Genomic DNA, 19993 nt, shown 5'->3' with positions numbered 1-19993 from the left:
GGCGAGGGCTGGCGGCTGCGCACCCGCGAGGGGTGGACGCGGGCCGAGCGAGTGGTGCTGGCCTTGCCGGCCGACGCCGCGGCCGAGCTGCTGCATCCGCTGGCGCCGGAGATGGCCGATATCTGCCGGCGCATCCCGTACGCGCCGCTGGCAGTGGTGTCCACCTTGCTGGACGGCGAGGCGATGGACCGGCCGCTGCCCGGCTACGGCGCGCTGCATCCGAGCGGGGAGGGGGCGCTGACGCTGGGCCACCTGACGGTCAGCAATATCTACCCTCACGTTTGTCCGGCAGGCACCCGGCTGGTGACCAGTTTCATCGGCGGCCGCCGGCATCCGGAATCGCTGGAGAGCAGCGACGCCGCATTGCTCGATGGGCTCAACGCCGAGCTGGAGAGGCTGTTCGGCATGCGCGGCAAGCCGCTGGCGCAATACCTGGCCCGTTGGCCGCAGGCGCTGCCGCAGGGCACGGGCTTGCAGCGCAGGCTGCGCGGCGCGGCGGCGCCGTGGAGCGGCAGGGGGCTGCATCTGTGCGCCAACTGGCTGGACGGCGCCTCCCTGCCGGATTGCCTGGGAAAAGGGCGAAGGCTGGCGAAGCAATTGGCGGCGAGGGCGTCCGGCTTTGCGTGAGCGGCCGCAGGGGGTAGAATCGACCCCTGTTTCTTCAATTTTCCAACACCACCTTTATGCTTACCTTCCAGGAAATCATCCTCACGCTCCAGCACTACTGGAACCGCCAGGGCTGCGCGCTGCTGCAACCGTACGACACCGAAGTGGGCGCGGGCACCTCCCATACCGCCACCTTCCTGCGCGCGCTGGGGCCTGAACCCTGGAACGCTGCCTATGTCCAGCCCAGCCGCCGCCCGAAGGACGGCCGCTACGGCGAGAACCCGAACCGCCTGTTCCAGCACCACCAGTTCCAGGTGGTGCTGAAGCCGTCGCCGTCCAACATCCAGGAGCTGTACCTGGGCTCGCTGCGGGAACTGGGCCTGGACCCGACGGTGCAGGACATCCGCTTCGTCGAGGACAACTGGGAAAACCCGACGCTGGGCGCCTGGGGTCTGGGCTGGGAAGTGTGGCTGAACGGCATGGAAGTGACCCAGTTCACCTATTTCCAGCAAGTGGGCGGCCTGGATTGCAAACCGGTGCTGGGCGAGATCACCTATGGCCTGGAACGCCTGGCGATGTATCTGCAGGGCGTGGAGAACGTTTACGACCTGATCTGGACCCACCTGCCGGACGGCCAGCCGGTCACCTACGGCAATGTGTTCTACCAGAACGAGGTGGAGCAGTCGAAGTACGCGTTCGAGCACAGCAACGTCGAGCTGCTGTTCCGCCAGTTCAACGACTACGAAGCCGAAGCCAAGACGCTGCTGGACGCCAGCCTGCCGCTGCCGGCCTACGAGATGATCCTGAAGGCGGGACACGCCTTCAATCTGCTGGATGCCCGCGGCTCCATCTCGGTGACCGAGCGCGCCGCCTACATCGGCCGCATCCGCAATCTGTCCCGCGGCGTGGCGCAGGCGTATTACGATGCCCGCGAGGCGCTGGGCTTTCCGATGTGCCGCAAGGACTGAGCCGAGGGAAGTCTATGCTGTTAGGGGCGACGGCAATCGTCGTCGCGCCTGACAGGGGGTGGATATGAGAGTTAAAGCCGCATTCTGGCTGTTGTTCGCTTTGCCGGCCTGGGCGCAGCCGGCCGCCGACTGGGTGGTGTACCAGGACGGCGCTCAGATGCAGCTGGCGATAGACGGCAACTCGCTGTGGCTGGGCAAGGACGGGCTGGTGCATTTCATCAACCAGGAACGCTTCGCCAAGCAACGCTACGAGAAGTCGTACCGGCTGAACTTCTATATCCGCCGCACCACCGGCTACGCCGATTGCAAGCAGTACCAGTACGTGTTTGTCGGTTCCGAATATTTCGACAAGAACAACAAGCACCTGTTTTCCACCATGTTCCCGGTGCCGCGCTATGCCTGGAAGTGGCAGCCGGTGAACGAGGATTCGGTCGCCCACGCCATGATGAAGGTGATTTGCGAGGCGGCGGGATCCGCATCCCGATAATTGAAGCTTGAGAGAATGAACGCGACCCTGTTGATCGAACTCCTGACCGAGGAGCTGCCGCCCAAGGCCCTGCCGCGTCTGGCTGCCAGTTTCGCCCAGACCATCGCCGAAGAACTGAAGAAGATGCAGTTCGCCGCCGCCGACGCCGAGGCGGTGGTGTACGCGTCGCCGCGCCGCCTGGCGGTGCAGCTGTCCGGCGTGCTCGCCGTGCAGCCGGAACAACGCATCACCCGCCAGGGGCCGGCCGCCGCCGCTGGCATGAAGGACGGCCAGCCGACGCCGGCCTTGGCCGGCTTCGCCCGCTCCTGCGGCGTGGACGTGTCCGAACTCTCCATCGTCAGCAACGGCAAACAGGATGTCTACGCCTATTCCAGCACTAAGCCGGGCGAGGCGCTGTCCGCGCAGTTGGCCGATGTGGTGTCGCTGGCGCTGAAGAAGCTGCCGGTGCCCAAGCTGATGCGCTGGGGCGATTCCGACGTGCAGTTCGTCCGTCCGGTGCACGGCCTGATCATGCTGCACGGCGACAAGGTGATTGACGGCGAGGTGCTGGGCCTGAAGAGCGGCAGCGCCACCCGCGGCCACCGTTTCCTGTCGCAGGGCGACGTGGCCATCGCCAACGCCGATGCCTACGCCCGCGCGATGCACGAGCAGGGCAAGGTGATCGCCAGCTTCGACGCGCGCCGCGAGCTGATCCGCCACAAGCTGGCCGAGGCCGCAGCCAAGCTCGGCGCCACCATCGCCGCGCCGGATGAGCTGTTCGACGAAGTGACCGCGCTGGTGGAGTGGCCGGTGGTGCTGGAGGCCGGCTTCGAGGCCGAGTTCCTGCAAGTGCCGCAGGAATGCCTGATCCTGACCATGCAGCAGAACCAGAAGTACTTCCCGCTGCTGGACAAGAACGGCAAGCTGATGAACCGCTTCCTGCTGGTGTCCAACGTCGATCCGCAGGATCCGTCCTTCGTCATCGGCGGCAACGAGCGCGTGCTGCGCGCCCGCCTGTCCGATGCCAAGTTCTTCTTCGAGCAAGACAAGAAGCACCGCCTGGACAGCCGCCTGCCGCGCCTGGCCAATGTGGTCTACCACAACAAGATCGGCTCGCTGCTGGAGCGCGTCGAGCGCTTGCAGAGCATCGCCGGCGCCATCGCCCATGAACTGGGCGCCGACGCCGCGCTGGCCGCCCGCGCCGCCTACCTGGCCAAGGCCGACCTGGTCAGCGACATGGTCGGCGAATTCCCGGAATTGCAGGGCATCATGGGCATGTACTACGCCCAGCACGACGGCGAGCATGCCGAAGTGGCCGCCGCCATCGAGGGCCATTACCACCCGCGCTTCGCCGGCGACACGCTGCCGGAAGGCAAGATCGCCACCGCCGCGGCGCTGGCCGACAAGCTGGAAGCCATCGTCGGCATCTGGGGCATCGGCCTGATCCCGACTGGCGACAAGGACCCGTTCGCGCTGCGCCGCGCCGCGCTGGGCGTGGTGCGGATGGCGCTGGAAGCCGACCTGGACCTGAAGCGCCTGCTGGCTGTCGTCGCCGAGGCCTTCCCGGCCGGCAAGCTGTCCGCCAACGTCGCCGAGGAAGTGTTCGGCTTCATGATGGACCGCCTGAAGAACTTCCTGGCCGCCGATTACAAGGGTGACGAGATCGACGCCGTGCTGGCGCTCTCGCCCAGCCGCCTGAACGAAGTGCGCGCGGTGCTGGCCGCCGTGGCCGCGTTCAAGTCGCTGCCGGAAGCCGCCGCGCTGGCCGCCGCCAACAAGCGCGTCAACAACATCCTGAAGAAGGCCGAGGGAGAAATCGGCGCGGTGGACGCCGCATTGCTGCAGGAAGCCGCCGAACAGGCCTTGTACGCCGCGGTGCAGGAGCTGGCGCCGGCGGTGGAGGCCAAGTTCGCCGCCCACGACTTCGCCGGGGCGCTGTCGCAATTGGCCAGCCTGAAAGCGCCGGTGGACGCGTTCTTCGATGGCGTGATGGTGATGGCCGAGGACGCCAAGGTGCGCGCCAACCGCATCGCGCTGCTGGCCAGCCTGGCCGCGCTGTTCAACCGCGTGGCCGACATTTCGCTGCTGGCGGAATAAGCGGCGGGCAGGCAATGGATGGGAGGGGGCCGCGGCGACGCGGCCGGCCTCCCGTTTTGACAAGATGGCTGCGTGAAAGGATTATCGGGTGAAGCTAGTCATTCTGGACCGCGACGGCGTGATCAACGAGGATCGCGACGATTTCGTGAAGAACACCATCGAATGGGTGCCGCTGGATCACAGCCTGGAGGCGATCGCCAACCTGACCCAGTCTGGCTGGCGCGTGGTGGTGGCGACCAACCAGTCCGGCATCGCCCGCGGCCTGTTCGACATGCATGCGCTGAACGCGATGCACGAGAAGATGCACCGGCTGGTCGGCCAAGCCGGCGGCCGTATCGACGCGGTGGTGTTCTGTCCGCACAGCGCGGATCACGGCTGCGAGTGCCGCAAGCCGCTGCCCGGCATGGTGCTGGAGATCGCCGAGCGCTTCAACGTCAAGCTGGAAGGGCTGCCGATGATAGGCGACAGCCTGCGCGATCTGGAGTCCATCGCCGCCGTCGGCGGCCAGCCCATTCTGGTGAAGACCGGCAAGGGCGCCAAGACGCTGGCCAAGGGCGGCCTGCCTGAGACCACGCTGGTGTTCAACGACCTGTACGATGCCGCCGAGCATCTGATCAACCATCATTGAGGCAGAGACTGAAAGCATGATTGGTTTGTGGATACGCAACTTGCTGTACTGGGTGGTGCTGATTATCGCCACGCCGGTGTTTTTCCTGCTGCTGATGCTGGCCGCACCGCTGCCGCGCCGCAGCCGCCACGTGTTCGGCGTGACCTGGGCGATGACCCTGCTGTGGATGCTTGAGCATGTGATCGGCCTGAAATACAAGGTGATCGGCGCGGAGAACATTCCATCGGTGCCGTCGGTGATCACGTCCAAGCACCAGTCCGGCTGGGAAACGCTGGCGCTGCAGAAAATCTTTCCGTGGCAGGTGTATGTGGCCAAGCGCGAGCTGACCTGGATTCCGTTGTTCGGCTGGGGCCTGGTGCTGATGAACCCCATCATCATCAACCGCTCCGACCGCGCCCGCGCCAATCAGCGCCTGCTGGATCAGGGCCTGGAGCGCAAGCGCCATGGTTTCTGGATCACTGTGTTCCCGGAAGGCACCCGCACCAAGCCGGGCGTGGGCGGCAAGTACAAGCTGGGCGCCGCGCGCATGGCCAAGCAGTTCGACATGCCGATGGTGCCGGTGGCGCATAACGCCGGCGAATTCTGGCCGCGCAACGCCTTCCTGAAATATCCGGGCGAGATCACCGTGGTGATCGGCCCCGCCATCCATCCTGGCGAAGAGACCGGCCCCGAGGCAATGATGGCCGAGGCCGAAGCCTGGATAGAGGCCCGCCAGCGCGAAATCGGCGGCGTCGGCCCCTTCGCCCATCCCGATGAAAAACGCCAGCGTCTGGCACCGCCTGCCTCTGCCTGACGGCGAGGTGCCTGTGCTGCTGACGCGCCGGTCGCGTCAGAGCATAGGCATCAAGGTCAGCGGCGGAGTGGTGGAACTGATCGCCGCGCCGGGTGTCAGTCAACAGCGTTTGCATCAAGTGCTGCAGCAGCGCTACGACTGGATCGTCGGCCACGTGTTGCGCCAGCGCAGCCATCTGGAGGCCGGCGAGCAGCTGAGCAGTCTGGCGCTGCTGGGCGAGCCGTTGACTATCAGGCTGACAGGCGGCGCGCGCAAGGCGGCGCGACGCGAGGGCGGCGAGTTGCTGGTGGCGGGCGTCGCCGACGGCGATGCCGCCGCGCTGAAAGCCGTTCTGGCCAAATTCCTGAAACGCGAGGCGGCGATGCTGTTTCCCGGCCGCCTTTCCCTTTTGGCGGCGCATTGCCGCCGCAAACCGAGCGGGCTGCAGCTGTCTTCGGCGCGCACCCGCTGGGGCAGCTGCAGCGCCGATGGCCGCATCCGCCTGAACTGGCGGCTGGCGCAGGCGCCGCTGGCGGTGGTCGACTACGTGACCGCCCACGAGCTGGCCCATCTCGAACACATGAATCACTCGCCGGCGTTCTGGGCCGAGACCGAGCGTCTCTGCCCGGGCTGGCGCGATGCCCGCCGCTGGCTGCGCCAGCACGGCGGCGGCTTGTTTGTCTTAGACTGATCTTTAAAAGGAAAACGCCATGAGAATGCTTCACACCATGCTGCGCGTCGGCAATCTCGACCGCTCGATCGCTTTCTACCAGGAAGTGCTGGGCATGAAGCTGTTGCGCCGCAACGACTTTCCGGATGGGCGTTTCACGCTGGCCTTCGTCGGCTACGGCGACGAAGCCGCCCACACCGTGCTGGAGCTGACCCACAACTGGGACACCGAGTCCTACGATCTGGGCAGCGGCTACGGCCACATCGCCATCGAGGTGGAAGACGCTTACGCCGCCTGTGACATGGCTCGCGCCAAGGGCGGCAAGGTGACGCGCGAAGCCGGCCCGATGAAGCACGGCACCACCGTGATCGCCTTCATCGAGGATCCGGATGGCTACAAGATCGAGTTCATCCAGAAAGGCAGCCGCTAAGCGCTGCCGGCGGCGTGTCCGGGCTTTCCCGGATAGGCCGCCGAATCCGTCGGCCGCATTCATGCGGCCGGCCACGGGCGGGAGGGGCCGCCCAGGCGGACCGGCACCCGGAAGCCGGTCCGCTTTTCAATAAAAGGGCCTGCTCGGGCCCTACCAACCGGGAATGTTCCGGCAGCCGCGGCTGCGTTTTGGCATCACGGGCATCTGCTCGTTCGGGAAGGACTGATGAATAAAAAACTGATTGCACTGGCGGGAGGCTTGCTGCTCCCCGCGTTCGCCCGCGCCGCCGATCTGGACGGCGCCACGCTCAGCCTGGGCTGGGGCGTGCCCTTCGCCGGCATCCTGCTGTCCATCGCGTTGTTTCCGATGCTGGCTCCCGGCATCTGGCACCACCATTTCGGCAAGATCACCGCGCTCTGGACCGCGCTGTTCCTGCTGCCTTTCGCCGCTGCCTTCGGGCTGGGCCAGACCGGCGCGCTGGTGCTGCACGCGCTGTTCACCGAATACATCCCCTTCATCGTGCTGCTGTTCGCGCTGTACACGGTGTCGGGCGGCATCCTGGTTTGGGGCTCGCTGCACGCGTCGCCCCGGCTGAACACCTTGATCCTGGCCATCGGCACCGCGCTGGCGTCGGTCATGGGCACCACCGGCGCGGCGATGCTGCTGATCCGGCCGCTGCTGCGCGCCAACGAGGGCCGCAAGCGCAATGTGCATGTGGTGGTGTTCTTCATCTTCCTGGTGGCCAATGTCGGCGGCGGTTTGACGCCGCTGGGCGATCCGCCGCTGTTCCTCGGCTTCCTCAAGGGCGTGACCTTCGGCTGGACTTTCCAGCACATGCTGATGCCGGTGCTGCTGCTGTCGGCGTTGCTGCTGATCATCTTCTATTTCCTGGACCGCCACATGTTCGCCAAGGAGGCGAAGGAGGGCACGCTCAAGCCAGTGGACACCAGCCACGACAAGCCGCTGAAGCTGCACGGCAAGCGCAACTTCTGGCTGCTGGGCGGCGTGGTGGGCGCGGTGCTGATGTCCGGCCTGTGGAAACCCGGCATCGCCTTCGAGCTGCCAGGCGTCCATCTGGAGCTGCAGAACCTGCTGCGCGACCTGGCCCTGCTGCTGCTGGCTTTCGTTTCGCTGTGGATCACGCCCAAGCAGGTGCGCGCCGGCAACGAGTTCAACTGGCTGCCCATCCTGGAGGTGGGCAAGCTGTTCGCCGGCATCTTCATCACCATCGCGCCGGTGATCGCCATCCTGCGCGCCGGCGACCACGGCGCGCTGGCCGGTCTGGTGCAGACGGTGTCGGGTCCGGACGGCAAGCCGCTGGACGGCATGTATTTCTGGATGACCGGCATCCTGTCCAGCTTCCTGGACAATGCGCCGACCTACCTGGTGTTCTTCAACCTGGCGTCAGGCGATGCCGCCGAGCTGATGGGCCCGTTCGCCAGCACCTTGCTTGCCATCTCGATGGGCGCGGTATTCATGGGGGCGATGACCTATATCGGCAACGCGCCCAACTTCATGGTCAAGGCCATCGCCGAGCACCGCCATGTCAAGATGCCGGGTTTCTTCGGCTATATGCTGTGGTCCGGCACGGTGCTGCTGCCGTGTTTCTTGCTGCTGACGTTGGTGTTCTTCCACTTTTGATGCTGTCTCTGTCGCAAGAAAAAAGCCCATCGCGGATGCGATGGGCTTTTTTGTCGGAGAGGATCGGGGTCAGGCTTCGGCGGCTGCCGGCTTCAAACCGGCTTGCGGCGCCGGTCGGCCCAGCAATGCTTTCCAGCGGCGGACGGCGGAGATCAGGATCACCAGCCCCAGCGCCAGCATTACGATGGAGATGCCGGCGTTGAACACGTTATAGCCTTTGGCGGCAGGGTTCAGATAGACGTTCTTCACCATCCAGTAGCCGGCGTAGTTGACGGTCACGTACAGGTAGGCGAGAGGCACCAGGCAGGTCAGCATGTAGCCGCGATTGTGCGACAGCCGCAGGATGATGGTGGCGCCGATGATCAGGCCGATGGAGGCCATCAACTGGTTGGACACGCCGAACAGCGCCCATACCGAATTGATGTCGCCGGAGTTCAACAGATAGCCCCACAATGCGCAGGCGACGACGGAGGCGCCGATCGCGCCAGGCATCCAGTCGGTGCGCTTCAGCGGCGCCCACAGGTCGCCGACGAAGTCCTGGATCAGGTAGCGGGCGACGCGGGTGCCGGAGTCGATGGCGGTGAGGATGAACACGGCTTCGAACATCACCATGAACTGGAAGAAGTAGGACGCCAGATTGCTGAACCACGGGATGCGGGTGAAGATGTCCGCCATGCCCACCGCCAGCGTCACCGCGCCGCCGGTGCGGCCGTACAGGTCCAGGCCGATCTCCTGCGACAGCTTGGGCAGATTGACCACGTCCATGCCCAGGGTCTGGAACACGGCCGGCGCGGAGTTGATGGCGAAGTAATCGGCCGGGTGCAAGGCGGTGGCGGCGATCAAGGCCATCACGCCTACCACGCATTCGGCCAGCATCGCGCCGAAGCCCACCGGCAGGATGTCGCTCCACTTGTCGATCTGTTTGGGCGTGGTGCCGGAGCCGATGAAGGCGTGGAAGCCGGAAATGGCGCCGCAGGCGATGGTGATGGAGATGAACGGCCATACCGGGCCGGACAGCACCGGGCCGCCTCCATGGATGAATTGGGTCACCGCCGGGAACTGGATCTGCGGGTTGATGAACACCACTCCGGCCACCAGCAGGCCGAACACGCCTATCTTCATGAAGCTGGACAGGCAGGCGCGTGGGGTCAGCAGCATCCACACCGGCAGCGCAGTGGCGAAGAAGGCGTAGATGGGCAGCAGCAGCGACACGGTGGACGCCTTCAGCGACAGCCATTCGCCCAGCGCGGTGTGCTGGATGTAAGGGCCGGCGAACACGCAGGCCATGATGGCGGCGATGCCGACGTAGCTGGCGTTCTTCATGCTGCCGGTCACGCGCTCCCACAGGCCGACGCCGATGGCGATGGGAATGGTCATGAACACGGCGAAGGCGCCCCACGGGTTGCGCTCCAGCGCGTGCACCACCACCATGGACAGACCGGCCATGGTGATGGTGATGATGAACAGCATGGCCAGGCCGGTGCACCAGCCGGCCAGCGGGCCGAGCTCGGCCTTGGCCACTTCGGACAAGGACTTGCCGTGGTGCTTCATCGACGCGAACAGCACCACGGTGTCGTGCACCGCGCCGCCGATGACGCAGCCTATCAACAGCCAGATCATGCTGGGCAGATAGCCGTACTGGGCGGCCAGCACCGGACCCACCAACGGGCCGGCGGCGGCGATGGCTGCGAAGTGGCCGCCGAAGGCCACCCACTTGCTGGTGGGCACGTAGTCCTTGCCGTCCTTCAGTTCGTGGGAAGGGGTGACGGCGCTATCGTCGACGCCCAGCACCTTGCGCGTGAAGAATACCCCGTACAGGCGGTAGCAGATCGCAAGTATGCACAGGGTGCCGATCACAAAACTCAATGCGTGATCCATGATGGAGGCTCCGGTGAAATCGTGGCTCCACCTTACGCCTCAAAAGGAGCAAGTCGACGCGGGAAGTGGGCGAGCGGCAGCCTGGCGTCGCGAGCGGCGGCGTGGCGGGGGCGAGCGGTAGCGGCCACGACCTCATGAGCAGCGGGAAGAGCCGGCCGCGAAGAGTCTCTGGGCCAAAACGAGCCGGCGCGGGCAGCGCAAGTTGTGGGGCAAAGAGCGGGTTCGGGGGGATTAGCGGCTCTGCGGCTGCCAGTCCTGATAGGGCAGGTGCACTCTGGCGTAGGCCTTCTGCAGCTCGCCGCTGGCGCGAGCCGCCCTGATGGCGCGGCTGATCGCTTGGTTGACGAAGTCGCCGCGGCGATTGCAGGACATGAACAGCACATCGGGAAAATCGTCGAAATGCTCGCGGTGGATGTGGCTGAGCTTGTTCTTGCGCACTAGGTAGTCGGCCTCCTCCTGCGCCCATAACACCGCGTCCACCCGGCCCAGGTTCAACTGTTTCAGCGACAGCTCCAGGTTGACCACGCTTTTGCTGGGGAAGCCCCAATTCACCGGCGGCGCCTCCACCGCATAACGGGCAAGATTGGCGGTGCGCAGGATGTCGATCTTGCGCAGCGGCTTGGCCTGGTTGGAATAAAGCACGAAGGTGACCTTGCCCATCATCTCGTGGGAGAACTGGTAGGGTGTGGCGCCGTCGGCGCTGTCGCGAACCTTCATGATGGGGAAGCGGAAATCGGCGCCGCGAGCATCGGTATCCAGGTAGACACGCTTGACCGGCTTGATTTCGAAGCTGATCTTGCCTTCCGGATAATGGCGGGCGATGGTCTTGAGCAGTTCGGCGAAGGGGCCGGATTCGTTGCTTTCCAGTACCTGGGGCAGAAACACCGCGATGCCGTGCAGATCGGGCGCGTCCACCGGGGACGAGGGCTCGGGCGTGGTGGTGCCGTTGCAGGCGAGGGCCTGGGCGGCGCATAGGGCCAGCGGCAGGCAAAGCGTTTTCGGCGCGTATATGGCCATCCCCTTGCATCCATCCTTTTCGTCTTGCGCCTTGTTGTGAAGCGGCGCTTGCTGATTTGGGTGTAGCACAGGGGGAGGATGGCGTCAGCCGGGAATGCCCAGCGCCTCCTTCAGCGGCTTGAGGAAGCGCCGGCTGACCGGCAGCGAGCGGCCGGCGTGGGTGACGATGTCGGCGACGCCGTTCTCGCCCAGGCGGATCTCATGGATCGCGCGCAGGTTGACCAGATGCTGGCGGTGGCAGCGGAACAGCGCGCTGCGCTCTTCGAAGGTGCGCAGCGTCAGTTCGGTGAAATGCTCGCGCCCGTCGCCGGCCTGGACGAACACGCCGCTGACGCGCGAGGACACGTACTCCACTTCGGCCAGCGGCAACAGCATGATGCGGTTGATGCCGTGACAGGGCACCACTTCCAGCGGGGGCAGGCAGCGCAATATGTCCAGCGCCTGCGGCGCGGTTTCCCGCCTCAGCCTGGCCAGTGTCTTGGCCAGGCGTTGCGGGTCCACCGGTTTGAGCAGGTAGTCGAACGCGTGTTCCTCGAAGGCCTGGATCGCGAAATCGTCGAAGGCGGTGACGAAGACCACGCGCGGCATCTTGTCCGGGTCCAGCATCGCCAGCATTTCCAGGCCGCTGATCCGCGGCATCTGGATATCTAGGAACACCACGTTTGGTTGCTGGCGGTGGATGAAGGCGATGGCCTCGATCGCGTTGCCGCACTCCCCGACGACGTCGAAATCGCTGTGTCCCGCCAGCAGCTGGCGCAATTCGTCACGGGCTAGCGGCTCGTCGTCGACCAGCAGGGTTTTCAGCATGGCGTCTCTCCGGGCGCGGGGCAGGGCACGCTGAGCGTGACGCGGGTGTAGGCTTCCGGTTGGCATTCCACCGACAGGCCGTAATCCGGTCCGTGCCGGGCGCGGATGCGGCGGTCCACCAGCGCCATGCCCAATCCGTCGCCGGGGCCGGCCGGAGCGTACAGGCCGGCGTTGTCTTCCACCGTCACGAAAAGCCGACCGTCCGCGCAGCGCGCGCCGATGCGGATGCGGCCGGTTTCCAGCAGCTGGGCGGTGCCGTGCTTGATCGCGTTTTCTACTATCGGCTGCAGCGAGAACGCCGGCAGCAGCGCCTGACGGGAAGCTTCGTCCAGCGCGATCTCCACGTCCAGCCTCCCGGCGAAGCGCGCTTCCTCGATCCGCAGGTAGGCGCTGACGTGTTCGATCTCGTCTTCCAGCGTCGCCACTTCGCCGGAGCGTTTCAGGTTCTTGCGGAAGAAGGTGGACAGGTACTGCACCAGCCGGCGGGCATGTTCCGGGTTGCGCCGTATCACCGCCGACAGCGTGTTCAGCGCGTTGAACAGGAAGTGCGGGTTAACTTGGGCGTGCAGCAGTTTGATCTCGGTCTGCGCCAGCAACTGCTTTTGTTTGTCGTACTGGCCCTGCAGGATCTGGGCGGACAGCAGGCGGGCGATGCCTTCGCCCAGCGTCAGGTTGATGCGGGAGAACAGCTTGTTGCGAGGCTCGTACAGCTTGATGGTGCCGATCACTCGTTCGTCCTCGCCGCGCAGCGGAATCACCAGCGAGGACGCCAGCCGGCACTGGGCGCTGATCGAGCAGCGGTAGGGGGTCTCGTTGCCGTCGGCGTACACCACCTCGTTGCGCTCGATCGCGCGATGGGTATGCGGCGAGGTGATGGCCGTGCCGGGCAGGTGGTGGTCGGAGCCTATGCCGATGAAGGCCAGCAGCCGCTCGCGATCGGTGATGGCCACCGCGCCGACGCCCAGTTCCTCGTACAGAATGCGGGCCACCGTCATGCTGTTTTCCGGGTCGAATCCTTGTCGCAGCACGCCTTCGGCTCGGGCGGCGATTTGCAGGGCCTTGCCGGAGAAGGCGGTGGAGTATTTTTCCGCCAGCACTCGGCGGTCCAGCAGGATGCGCATGAACATCGCCGCGCCCAGCGTGTTGGCGGCCATCATCGGCAGCGCGATGCTGGCCACCAGACGCTCGGCCGCATCGGCAGGGCGCACCAGCGCCAGAAGGATCAGCATCTGTCCGATCTCGGCGACGCAGGCCACCGCCGCCACGACCAGAGGATCGAACAACCGCGCGCGCAGGCCGCGGCGCACCAGATACAGATGCACCAGGCCGCCCAACAGGCCCTCCATCATCGTCGACACCATGCAGGCGCCGGCGGTGAGCCCCCCCAGAGAATAGCGATGCAGGCCGCCGGTGAAGCCCACCGCCAACCCCACCCAAGGGCCGCCCAGCATGCCGCCCAGCACCGCGCCGATGGCGCGGGTATTGGCGATGGAGTCCTGGATGTGCAGACCGAAATAGGTGCCCATGATGCAAAACATCGAAAACACCAGATAGCAGACCAGCTTGTGAGGCAGTTGCAGCGTGATCTGGGTCAGCGGGATGAACAGCGGCGTCTTGGACAGCAGATAGGCGATCACCAGGTAAACGCACATCTGCTGCAGCAGCGACAGCACCAGGGTCAGTTCTACGAGCATTCGGCGGCGTGGATGGTTTTCATGATGACAGTTTAATGGCTGTATCGCCGCCGCGGCCTTGTCCTGGCGCAAGGGCGGACGGCGCCTGCGGCGCGTCGAGGCGGGAGGGTGCCGGCTCGCGGTGTCGGGGCGGGCTGCTTTCCGGTATCCTTGCGGTTTCGTTGTTTTTAGCTGCGTTGAACGATATGCACATCCACATCCTGGGTATCTGCGGTACCTTCATGGGCGGCATCGCCGCCATCGCCAAACAGGCTGGCCACAAGGTGACCGGCTGCGACGCCAACGTCTATCCGCCGATGAGCACCCAACTGGAGGCGATGGGCATCGAGCTGGTGCAAGGCTTCGGCGCGGAGCAGGCGGATCTGAACCCGGACGTGTACGTGATCGGCAACGTGGTGACGCGCGGCAAGCCGCTGATGGAGGAAATCCTCAACCGCGGCCTGCCGTACATCTCCGGCCCGCAGTGGCTGGCCGAGAACGTGCTGCAGGACAAGTGGGTTTTGGCGGTTGCCGGCACCCACGGCAAGACCACCACCAGCTCGATGCTGGCGTGGATACTGGAGGACGCCGGCCTGGCGCCGGGCTTCCTGATCGGCGGCATTCCGGAGAACTTCGGCGTGTCGGCGCGGCTGCCGGGCCGTCCGGCGCTGGACCCGGACAGCGTCAGCCCCTTCTTCGTGATCGAGGCCGACGAGTACGACACCGCCTTCTTCGACAAGCGCTCCAAATTCGTCCATTACCGCCCGCGCACCGCGATCCTGAACAACCTGGAATTCGACCACGCCGACATCTTCGCCGACCTGGCGGCGATTGAAACCCAGTTCCACCACCTGGTGCGCACCATCCCGGGCAACGGCCGCATCGTCAGCAACGGCCGCGAGGCCAATCTGGACCGCGTGCTGGCGCGCGGCAGCTGGACACCGGTGGAGCGCTTCGGCGTAGAGGCCGGCTGGCAGCTGGGCGCGCTGCATGAGGACGGCGGCTTCGACGTGCTGTTGAACGGCGAGATGCAGGGCACGGTGAGCTGGGCGCTGATGGGCGAGCACAACCGCCTGAACGCGATAGCCGCCATCGCCGCAGCCCGCCACGCCGGCGTGGCGGTGAAAGACGCCATAGCCGCGCTGTCCCGCTTCGCCAACGTCAAGCGCCGGATGGAGGTGAAGGGCACGGTGAACGGCATCACGGTGTATGACGATTTCGCCCACCATCCGACCGCCATCGCCACCACGCTGGAGGGGCTGCGCCGCAAGGTGGGCGGCGCGCGCATCCTGGCGGTGCTGGAGCCGCGCTCCAACACCATGAAGCTGGGCACGATGAAGGACGCGTTGCCGGGCTCGCTGGAATTGGCCGACCGGGTGTTCTGTTCGGCGGCGGGGCTGAGCTGGAATCCGGGCGAAGCGCTGCAAGTCATGGGCGCCAAGGCGCAGACCTTCGGCGATTTCGACGCGCTGATCGACGCCATCGTCGCCGAGGCCAAGCCGGGCGACCATGTGCTGGTGATGAGCAACGGCGGTTTCGGCGGCATCCACCAGAAGCTGCTGGACAGGCTGGCCTGAGCCGCCGAGCGGAAAATGCCGCGAGCGCGGCTCCAGGCTCCGAGCGCTAGATTAAGCGCCTATTTCGGCTTGCGGGATCAGGGCAGTTCGATGATGTAATTGGCGCCGCCCGCGCGGGCTTTGGCCAACGCATCTTCGAGCCGTTCCAGCATCGGCGCGGGGCTGGTTTCCTCCGGCCGCAGCGTGCTGATGCCGATGCAGGCGGCCGCCTGGTTTTCGGCGCCCTGGTACAGGAAGGTGAGCTGGCGCAGCGACTTGATCAGGCGCCGCCCCATCTCATGGGCGCCGCCGATCGGCGTCTGCGGCAGCAGGATGACGAAGGTGTTGGCGCTGCGGCGCGCCACCAGGTCGCTGTCGCGGCTGCTTTGCAGGCACAGGCTGCCCGCCAGCCGGATCAGATGGCTGTAGGCGGAGCCGTCATCCTCGCGCGGCACCATCTCGGGAATGTTGACCAGCTCCAGCGCCAGACTGGACAGATTGCCGCCGTAACGCTTGGCGCGGCTGGTTTCGGCGTGGGCGCTGGACATCAGTCTGTGCATGCCCACCACGCCGGTCAGCTTGTCCTCGTCTTCGCTCTGCCGGCCTTCCTCCTTCAGCGTCTTGACGATGCTGAGCGAGCGCTCCACCAGCTGGCGCTCGAAATCCAGCAGCTGCCCCAGTACCTTGGCCTCGGTGCGGTCGGAAAAACTGATCACCAGCAGCGGCACCTGATCCAGCAGGATGCGCCGCGCCGACAGCTGGACGTCGAACAGCCGTCCGCCGCCGGTGCTCAGTTGCATGCCGCGGTTGTAGATCATGTTGTTGCCGGCCAGTTCGCGGCAGATGTTGTAGGCCTCGGTCTTGTCGGGCAGGAAATCGTAGACCGATGACTTGAGCAGCTCGCTGTGGGGGCTGGCGAGCAGGATGCAGGCCAGCTGGTTGGCGCAGTAGATGCGGCCATCCTCGGGCGAGGCCAGCAGCAGGCTGCCTTGCACCGTGTCTATCAATGGCTGGAATGCCTGCAATGTAACCATCTCTCCGTCTCCCGTGGCTGCCGAAGGTAATGACGCGGCTCGGGCACCTGGGGGAGGCGTCGCAGCACACTACGTTCTTCTACTTAGTTTATTCATAGTTTTCGCCATTTTCACGTTGTTTGATGAAGATTAATTGCTTAATTTTCAATTGGATATCTGTGTTCCAGGCTGGGCGGGCTTTTCGCCGGGGTCGGGCGGAATCGGCGGCGCATCGTTTTGCGCGCATGGGAGAACCGGTCGGCCAACCCGGTCTGGCAAGCGGCTGAACCATGAAAAAGCGCGCCCGAGAGCGCGCTTTTTCATGGCGATGACAGCTTATTGCCACAGTTGACAGTATTCGGTGTTCGCTTCGTAGTTGTCGCTGACCGTGCCGTCGTTGTAGATCTTCTTCACCCAGCCGTTGGGCTGCCGGCTGGTCGGCTGCGCGCCGCAGTTGGGGTGCACCCAGTGGATGCCGACGCCGCTGGTGTACAGCTGGCCGCACAGCTGCAGGCGGTCGCCCTGCTGGATGGTGTTCAGCGGAGAGGGAACGTCTTCGCCGGCATAGTCGTAGCCGTAGGCGTAGACATTGTCCATCGCCACGTCGTAGGTGCGGCCGTCCTGGTCGGCGCGCAGGCGGACGTGGGTGTGCGACAGCTCGACGCCTTTGAGCGATTGGCCGGAGGCGAAAGTCGGCCCGCTCACCACGGTGCCGGTCAGGTAGCTGCCGGCGGCGGCGCGGCAATCGGATTTGGCGTCCGCCAGCGCGGCGAACGAAACGCCCAGCAGGCAGGCGGCCAAAGCAAGTTTCTTCATTTCATGACCCTTGTAGTTTTAATGACATTGTTTTAATGCGAGAGTCATTCTAGTGATGATGAATAAGGCGCATGTTTCAATTGCAATAAAAGTGATGTGTTTGTTTTGCAATGATGAATAAAGTGTTAAGCGAGTGGATTGGCGCAGTTGGAGGCGGGTGACAACGCGGAAATCGAGCGGTCTGGCGCTGCCGTCGGCGGATCGCTGGCGGGATTGATATATATACGGAATGTCATGTAAACGACTATTTACACTGGCATGAATTAGAGACTGCTCGCAATCGTGTTACATTCTGAAACGCATCTTCAAGATGCATCGCGAGGACTGGCAGGCTCCACCACCCCAGGGCGCCAGTAGCAACCGTTCAACAGACGGCTTCCTCCCCCGGTTCCGCCGCGCAGGCGGCGCGGCTCGCCCCAGCGGCCCGCAATGCGCGCGACGGACATCTCGACTCCGCGGTTTGCCGCATCGGCAGACGCGGACGTTCGGCGACGCCGCAGCATCGCGCGCTTCCCGTGCACGTTAGACCGGCTCCGTTTCGGCGGGGCGATTGCGCGTGCCCGAGCGCGCGTGGCGGCACACATAAAACCTATTACACGACAAAGATTTACAGGACATGGCTAGATCTCAATGGGGCTCGCGCCTCGGTTTCATTCTCGCGGCAGCCGGCTCGGCCATCGGGCTGGGCGCTATCTGGAAGTTCCCCTACGTGGCCGCCACCAATGGCGGCGGCGCGTTTTTGTTCATTTATCTCGGCATCTGTCTGACGCTGGGCTTGGCGCTGATGGTGTCTGAGATGGCGTTGGGACGCGCCACCAGCGCCGGCGCCGTCGGCGCTTTCCGCAAGTTGGCGGGCGGCTTCTGGCCGGTGATCGGCTATATGGGCGTGCTGGTGTGCTTCCTCATTCTGTCGTTCTACAGCGTGGTGGGGGGCTGGACCGTCGCCTACATCGTCAAGTCGCTGCAGGGCAGCATCATGACCTCCGATCCCAAGGCATTGGGCGCGATTTTCACCGGTTTCATCAGCGATCCGGTGCAGCCGGTGCTGTATCACGGCGGTTTCGCGCTGCTGACGCTGGGGGTGGTGGTCGGCGGTGTGCAGAAGGGCATTGAGGCGCTGTCGAAATTCCTGATGCCGGCGCTGTTCGTGCTGATGCTGGTGCTGATCGCGCGCGGGCTGACGCTGCCGGGCGCGCTGGAGGGCGTCAGCTACTTCGTCGCGCCTGATTTCTCCAAGGTAAGCGCGGCGATGCTGGTGGACGCGCTGGGCCTGGCCTTCTTCTCGCTGTCGTTGGGCCTGGGCATCATGATCACCTACGGCTCCTACGTCGGCCGCGAATCCAAGCTGGTGAGCTCGGCGCTGTGGGTGATCGCGCTGACCGTAGCCACCTGCTTCCTGGCCGGCCTGATGGTGCTGCCGGCGGTGTTCGCTTTCGGCTTCGATCCGTCCGCCGGCCCCGGCCTCACCTTCATCACCATGCCGGCGGTGTTCGCCCACCTGCCGCTGGGGCAGTTGTTCGCGGTGATGTTCTTCTGCTTGCTGCTGCTGGCGGCGCTGACATCTTCCGTTTCGCTGCTGGAGGTGGTGACCAGCTTCGCCATCGACGAGCTGCGCCTGTCGCGCCGCGCCGCCGCCATCCTGATGGCCGCCGGCACCTTCCTGCTGGGCATCCCGGCCTCGCTGTCGCTGGGCGTGTGGGGCGATTACCAGCTGGGCGGCATGAATTTCTTCGACCTGCTGGACTTCGTCACCTCCAAGCTGCTGATGCCGGCCGGCGAATTGCTGCTGGCCTTGTTCGTCGGTTGGAAAGCCTGGCCGGTGGTGAAGGCCGAGCTGTCATCGGGCCGCTCGCCGCGGGTGATGCAGTGCATGCGCGGCTTCTGCATGGCGCTGGCGCCGCTGCTGATAGGCTGGATCATGGTGGCCGGCATCTGATTGCCGGCATGTGAAGACGGGGAGCGATGGCTCCCCGTTTTGCTATGGTTCAGACAGCAGAATGGTTTGGAGAGGCGATGTCTGGATGGCGAGCGGCGGCGGCCTTGTTGGGCGCGTTGCAGGCGGGGGGCGCGCAAGCGGAAACCCTGCGCATGCTGCTGACGCAGATTCCCGGCGTCATCGAGCTGGCGCCGGATGGCGCGTCCATGCGGGGCACCGGCGTCGACCTGATGAAGGAGGTGGGGCGCAGGGCTGGCGTGGCGCTGCGCTTCGAGGCCTATCCCCAGGCGCGGGCGCGCCTGCTGGTGGAGCAACAGCCCGATGCTTGCCTTCCGGCGGGGCGCTTGCCCGAACTGCAGGCGAAGTACAAATGGACCGCGCCTCTGCTGCACATGCGCCTGGTTTTGCTGGCCAGAGCGGACGATGGCCGTCAGCTGAGCGGCCTGGAGCAGGCGCAGTCGCTGCGGGTGGGCGCGATGCGCGGCACCATGGCGGCGGCGCGGCTGAAAGAGCAGGGTTTGGCGGTGGAGGAGAGCGCCGATTACCTGAGCGGGCTGGAAAAGCTGCGCCTGGGCAGGTTGGACCTATGGGCGATGCTGGATGTCGGTGTCTCATCGCTCGCCAAGCATTTGGGCATGGCGCCGCCCCGGGTGGCCTGGGTGATGGACACGCTGGACGTGTCCTTCGCCTGCAACCGGCAGGTCGACGACGCGCTGATCGCCCGGCTGGACCGCGCCATCGCCGCGATGCGCGCCGACGGCAGCATGGGCCGCTTCGACCTGCGTTGACGGCGGACATGCCAAATGGGCCCGCGCTGGGCTACACTGCCGTTTTTGCCAGTTTGCGAGACACCGTTGAAAGCCCGTCTGACCCTGCTGGCAGGCAGCCTGCTTGTCGCCGCCTGCGCCACGCCCCCCAATCCGGCCTCCGCGCCGGCCCCCATCGTCGCGCCGGATATGTCCGCCTCCGCGCCCGCCGTCGACGTGCCGGCCCCGTCTCAGCCGGCATCCGCGCCGGCC

At 65.3% G+C, this 19993-nt stretch carries 18 protein-coding genes; 12 read left to right on the top strand and 6 right to left on the bottom strand.

All coding sequences use genetic code 11. From position 1 onward, the window contains the following. From LQR33_RS12815 to LQR33_RS12775, 9 genes are all read left to right on the top strand, one after another. Positions 1 to 627 (top strand): protoporphyrinogen/coproporphyrinogen oxidase (locus LQR33_RS12815; protein ID WP_231469227.1); only part of this gene is annotated, 627 nt, incomplete at its 5' end. 56 nt (positions 628 to 683) lie between these two features. Then, on the top strand, positions 684 to 1574 hold the full coding sequence (glyQ, locus tag LQR33_RS12810) for a glycine--tRNA ligase subunit alpha (protein WP_046157480.1): 891 nt from the start codon (positions 684 to 686) through the stop codon (positions 1572 to 1574). A gap of 64 nt (positions 1575 to 1638) precedes the next feature. Then, positions 1639 to 2061, top strand: a complete 423-nt coding sequence (locus LQR33_RS12805) for a surface-adhesin E family protein (RefSeq protein WP_166438518.1) — start codon at positions 1639 to 1641, stop codon at positions 2059 to 2061. Between the two features lie 15 nt (positions 2062 to 2076). Beyond that, positions 2077 to 4137 (top strand): glycine--tRNA ligase subunit beta, encoded by a 2061-nt coding sequence (gene glyS / locus LQR33_RS12800; RefSeq protein WP_166438517.1) that lies wholly within the window; start codon positions 2077 to 2079, stop codon positions 4135 to 4137. Positions 4138 to 4225: 88 nt separating this feature from the next. After that, complete coding sequence (gmhB, locus tag LQR33_RS12795; protein WP_166438516.1) at positions 4226 to 4765, top strand: D-glycero-beta-D-manno-heptose 1,7-bisphosphate 7-phosphatase; 540 nt, start codon at positions 4226 to 4228, stop codon at positions 4763 to 4765. 16 nt (positions 4766 to 4781) lie between these two features. Then, positions 4782 to 5558 carry a lysophospholipid acyltransferase family protein gene (locus LQR33_RS12790; RefSeq protein WP_231179099.1) on the top strand — a complete coding sequence of 259 codons (777 nt, stop codon included), beginning with the start codon at positions 4782 to 4784 and terminating at the stop codon, positions 5556 to 5558. Next, positions 5518 to 6228 (top strand): M48 family metallopeptidase, encoded by a 711-nt coding sequence (locus LQR33_RS12785; protein WP_166438514.1) that lies wholly within the window; start codon positions 5518 to 5520, stop codon positions 6226 to 6228. The genes LQR33_RS12790 and LQR33_RS12785 overlap by 41 nt, the downstream gene beginning before the upstream one ends. Positions 6229 to 6247: 19 nt before the next feature. Then, positions 6248 to 6637: a lactoylglutathione lyase gene (gene gloA / locus LQR33_RS12780; protein WP_046157474.1), complete on the top strand. Its 390-nt coding sequence runs from the start codon at positions 6248 to 6250 to the stop codon at positions 6635 to 6637. Between the two features lie 225 nt (positions 6638 to 6862). Further along, the gene (locus tag LQR33_RS12775; protein ID WP_221665239.1) at positions 6863 to 8278 is read left to right on the top strand and encodes a sodium:proton antiporter; all 1416 of its coding nucleotides are present in this window, start codon (positions 6863 to 6865) and stop codon (positions 8276 to 8278) included. 69 nt (positions 8279 to 8347) lie between these two features. On the opposite strand, the gene LQR33_RS12770 is transcribed toward LQR33_RS12775, so the two are convergent. The 4 genes from LQR33_RS12770 to LQR33_RS12755 form a co-directional block, all read right to left on the bottom strand. Beyond that, positions 8348 to 10156, bottom strand: coding sequence for a carbon starvation CstA family protein (locus tag LQR33_RS12770; protein ID WP_221665240.1), 1809 nt, complete (start codon positions 10154 to 10156; stop codon positions 8348 to 8350). Positions 10157 to 10387: 231 nt separating this feature from the next. After that, positions 10388 to 11173, bottom strand: coding sequence for a type 2 periplasmic-binding domain-containing protein (locus tag LQR33_RS12765; RefSeq protein ID WP_166438511.1), 786 nt, complete (start codon positions 11171 to 11173; stop codon positions 10388 to 10390). Between the two features lie 84 nt (positions 11174 to 11257). Then, complete coding sequence (btsR, locus tag LQR33_RS12760) at positions 11258 to 11980, bottom strand: two-component system response regulator BtsR (RefSeq protein ID WP_166438510.1); 723 nt, start codon at positions 11978 to 11980, stop codon at positions 11258 to 11260. Continuing rightward, positions 11974 to 13674: a sensor histidine kinase gene (locus LQR33_RS12755; RefSeq protein WP_231179100.1), complete on the bottom strand. Its 1701-nt coding sequence runs from the start codon at positions 13672 to 13674 to the stop codon at positions 11974 to 11976. Before LQR33_RS12755 ends, btsR begins: the two co-directional genes overlap by 7 nt. A 185-nt stretch (positions 13675 to 13859) precedes the next feature. On the opposite strand from LQR33_RS12755, the gene mpl reads away from it, so the two are divergent. Further along, entirely contained in the window at positions 13860 to 15230 is a 1371-nt protein-coding gene (mpl, locus tag LQR33_RS12750; protein ID WP_231469225.1) for a UDP-N-acetylmuramate:L-alanyl-gamma-D-glutamyl-meso-diaminopimelate ligase, read from the top strand. 77 nt (positions 15231 to 15307) lie between these two features. Here mpl and LQR33_RS12745 read toward each other — a convergent pair whose 3' ends face one another. Beyond that, on the bottom strand, positions 15308 to 16243 hold the full coding sequence (locus LQR33_RS12745; RefSeq protein WP_031296436.1) for a sensor domain-containing diguanylate cyclase: 936 nt from the start codon (positions 16241 to 16243) through the stop codon (positions 15308 to 15310). A 315-nt stretch (positions 16244 to 16558) separates the two neighbouring features. Next, positions 16559 to 17038 carry a hypothetical protein gene (locus LQR33_RS12740; protein WP_221665246.1) on the bottom strand — a complete coding sequence of 160 codons (480 nt, stop codon included), beginning with the start codon at positions 17036 to 17038 and terminating at the stop codon, positions 16559 to 16561. 616 nt (positions 17039 to 17654) lie between these two features. Here LQR33_RS12740 and LQR33_RS12735 point away from each other — a divergent pair. After that, entirely contained in the window at positions 17655 to 18974 is a 1320-nt protein-coding gene (locus tag LQR33_RS12735; protein WP_166438506.1) for a sodium-dependent transporter, read from the top strand. A gap of 77 nt (positions 18975 to 19051) precedes the next feature. Continuing rightward, on the top strand, positions 19052 to 19762 hold the full coding sequence (locus tag LQR33_RS12730; RefSeq protein ID WP_231179102.1) for a substrate-binding periplasmic protein: 711 nt from the start codon (positions 19052 to 19054) through the stop codon (positions 19760 to 19762). Positions 19763 to 19993: the final 231 nt, after the last annotated feature.

This window comes from Chromobacterium piscinae, assembly GCF_021129175.1.
Lineage (GTDB): Bacteria > Pseudomonadota > Gammaproteobacteria > Burkholderiales > Chromobacteriaceae > Chromobacterium > Chromobacterium piscinae.
This window is presented reverse-complemented; position numbering and strand designations above follow the sequence as displayed.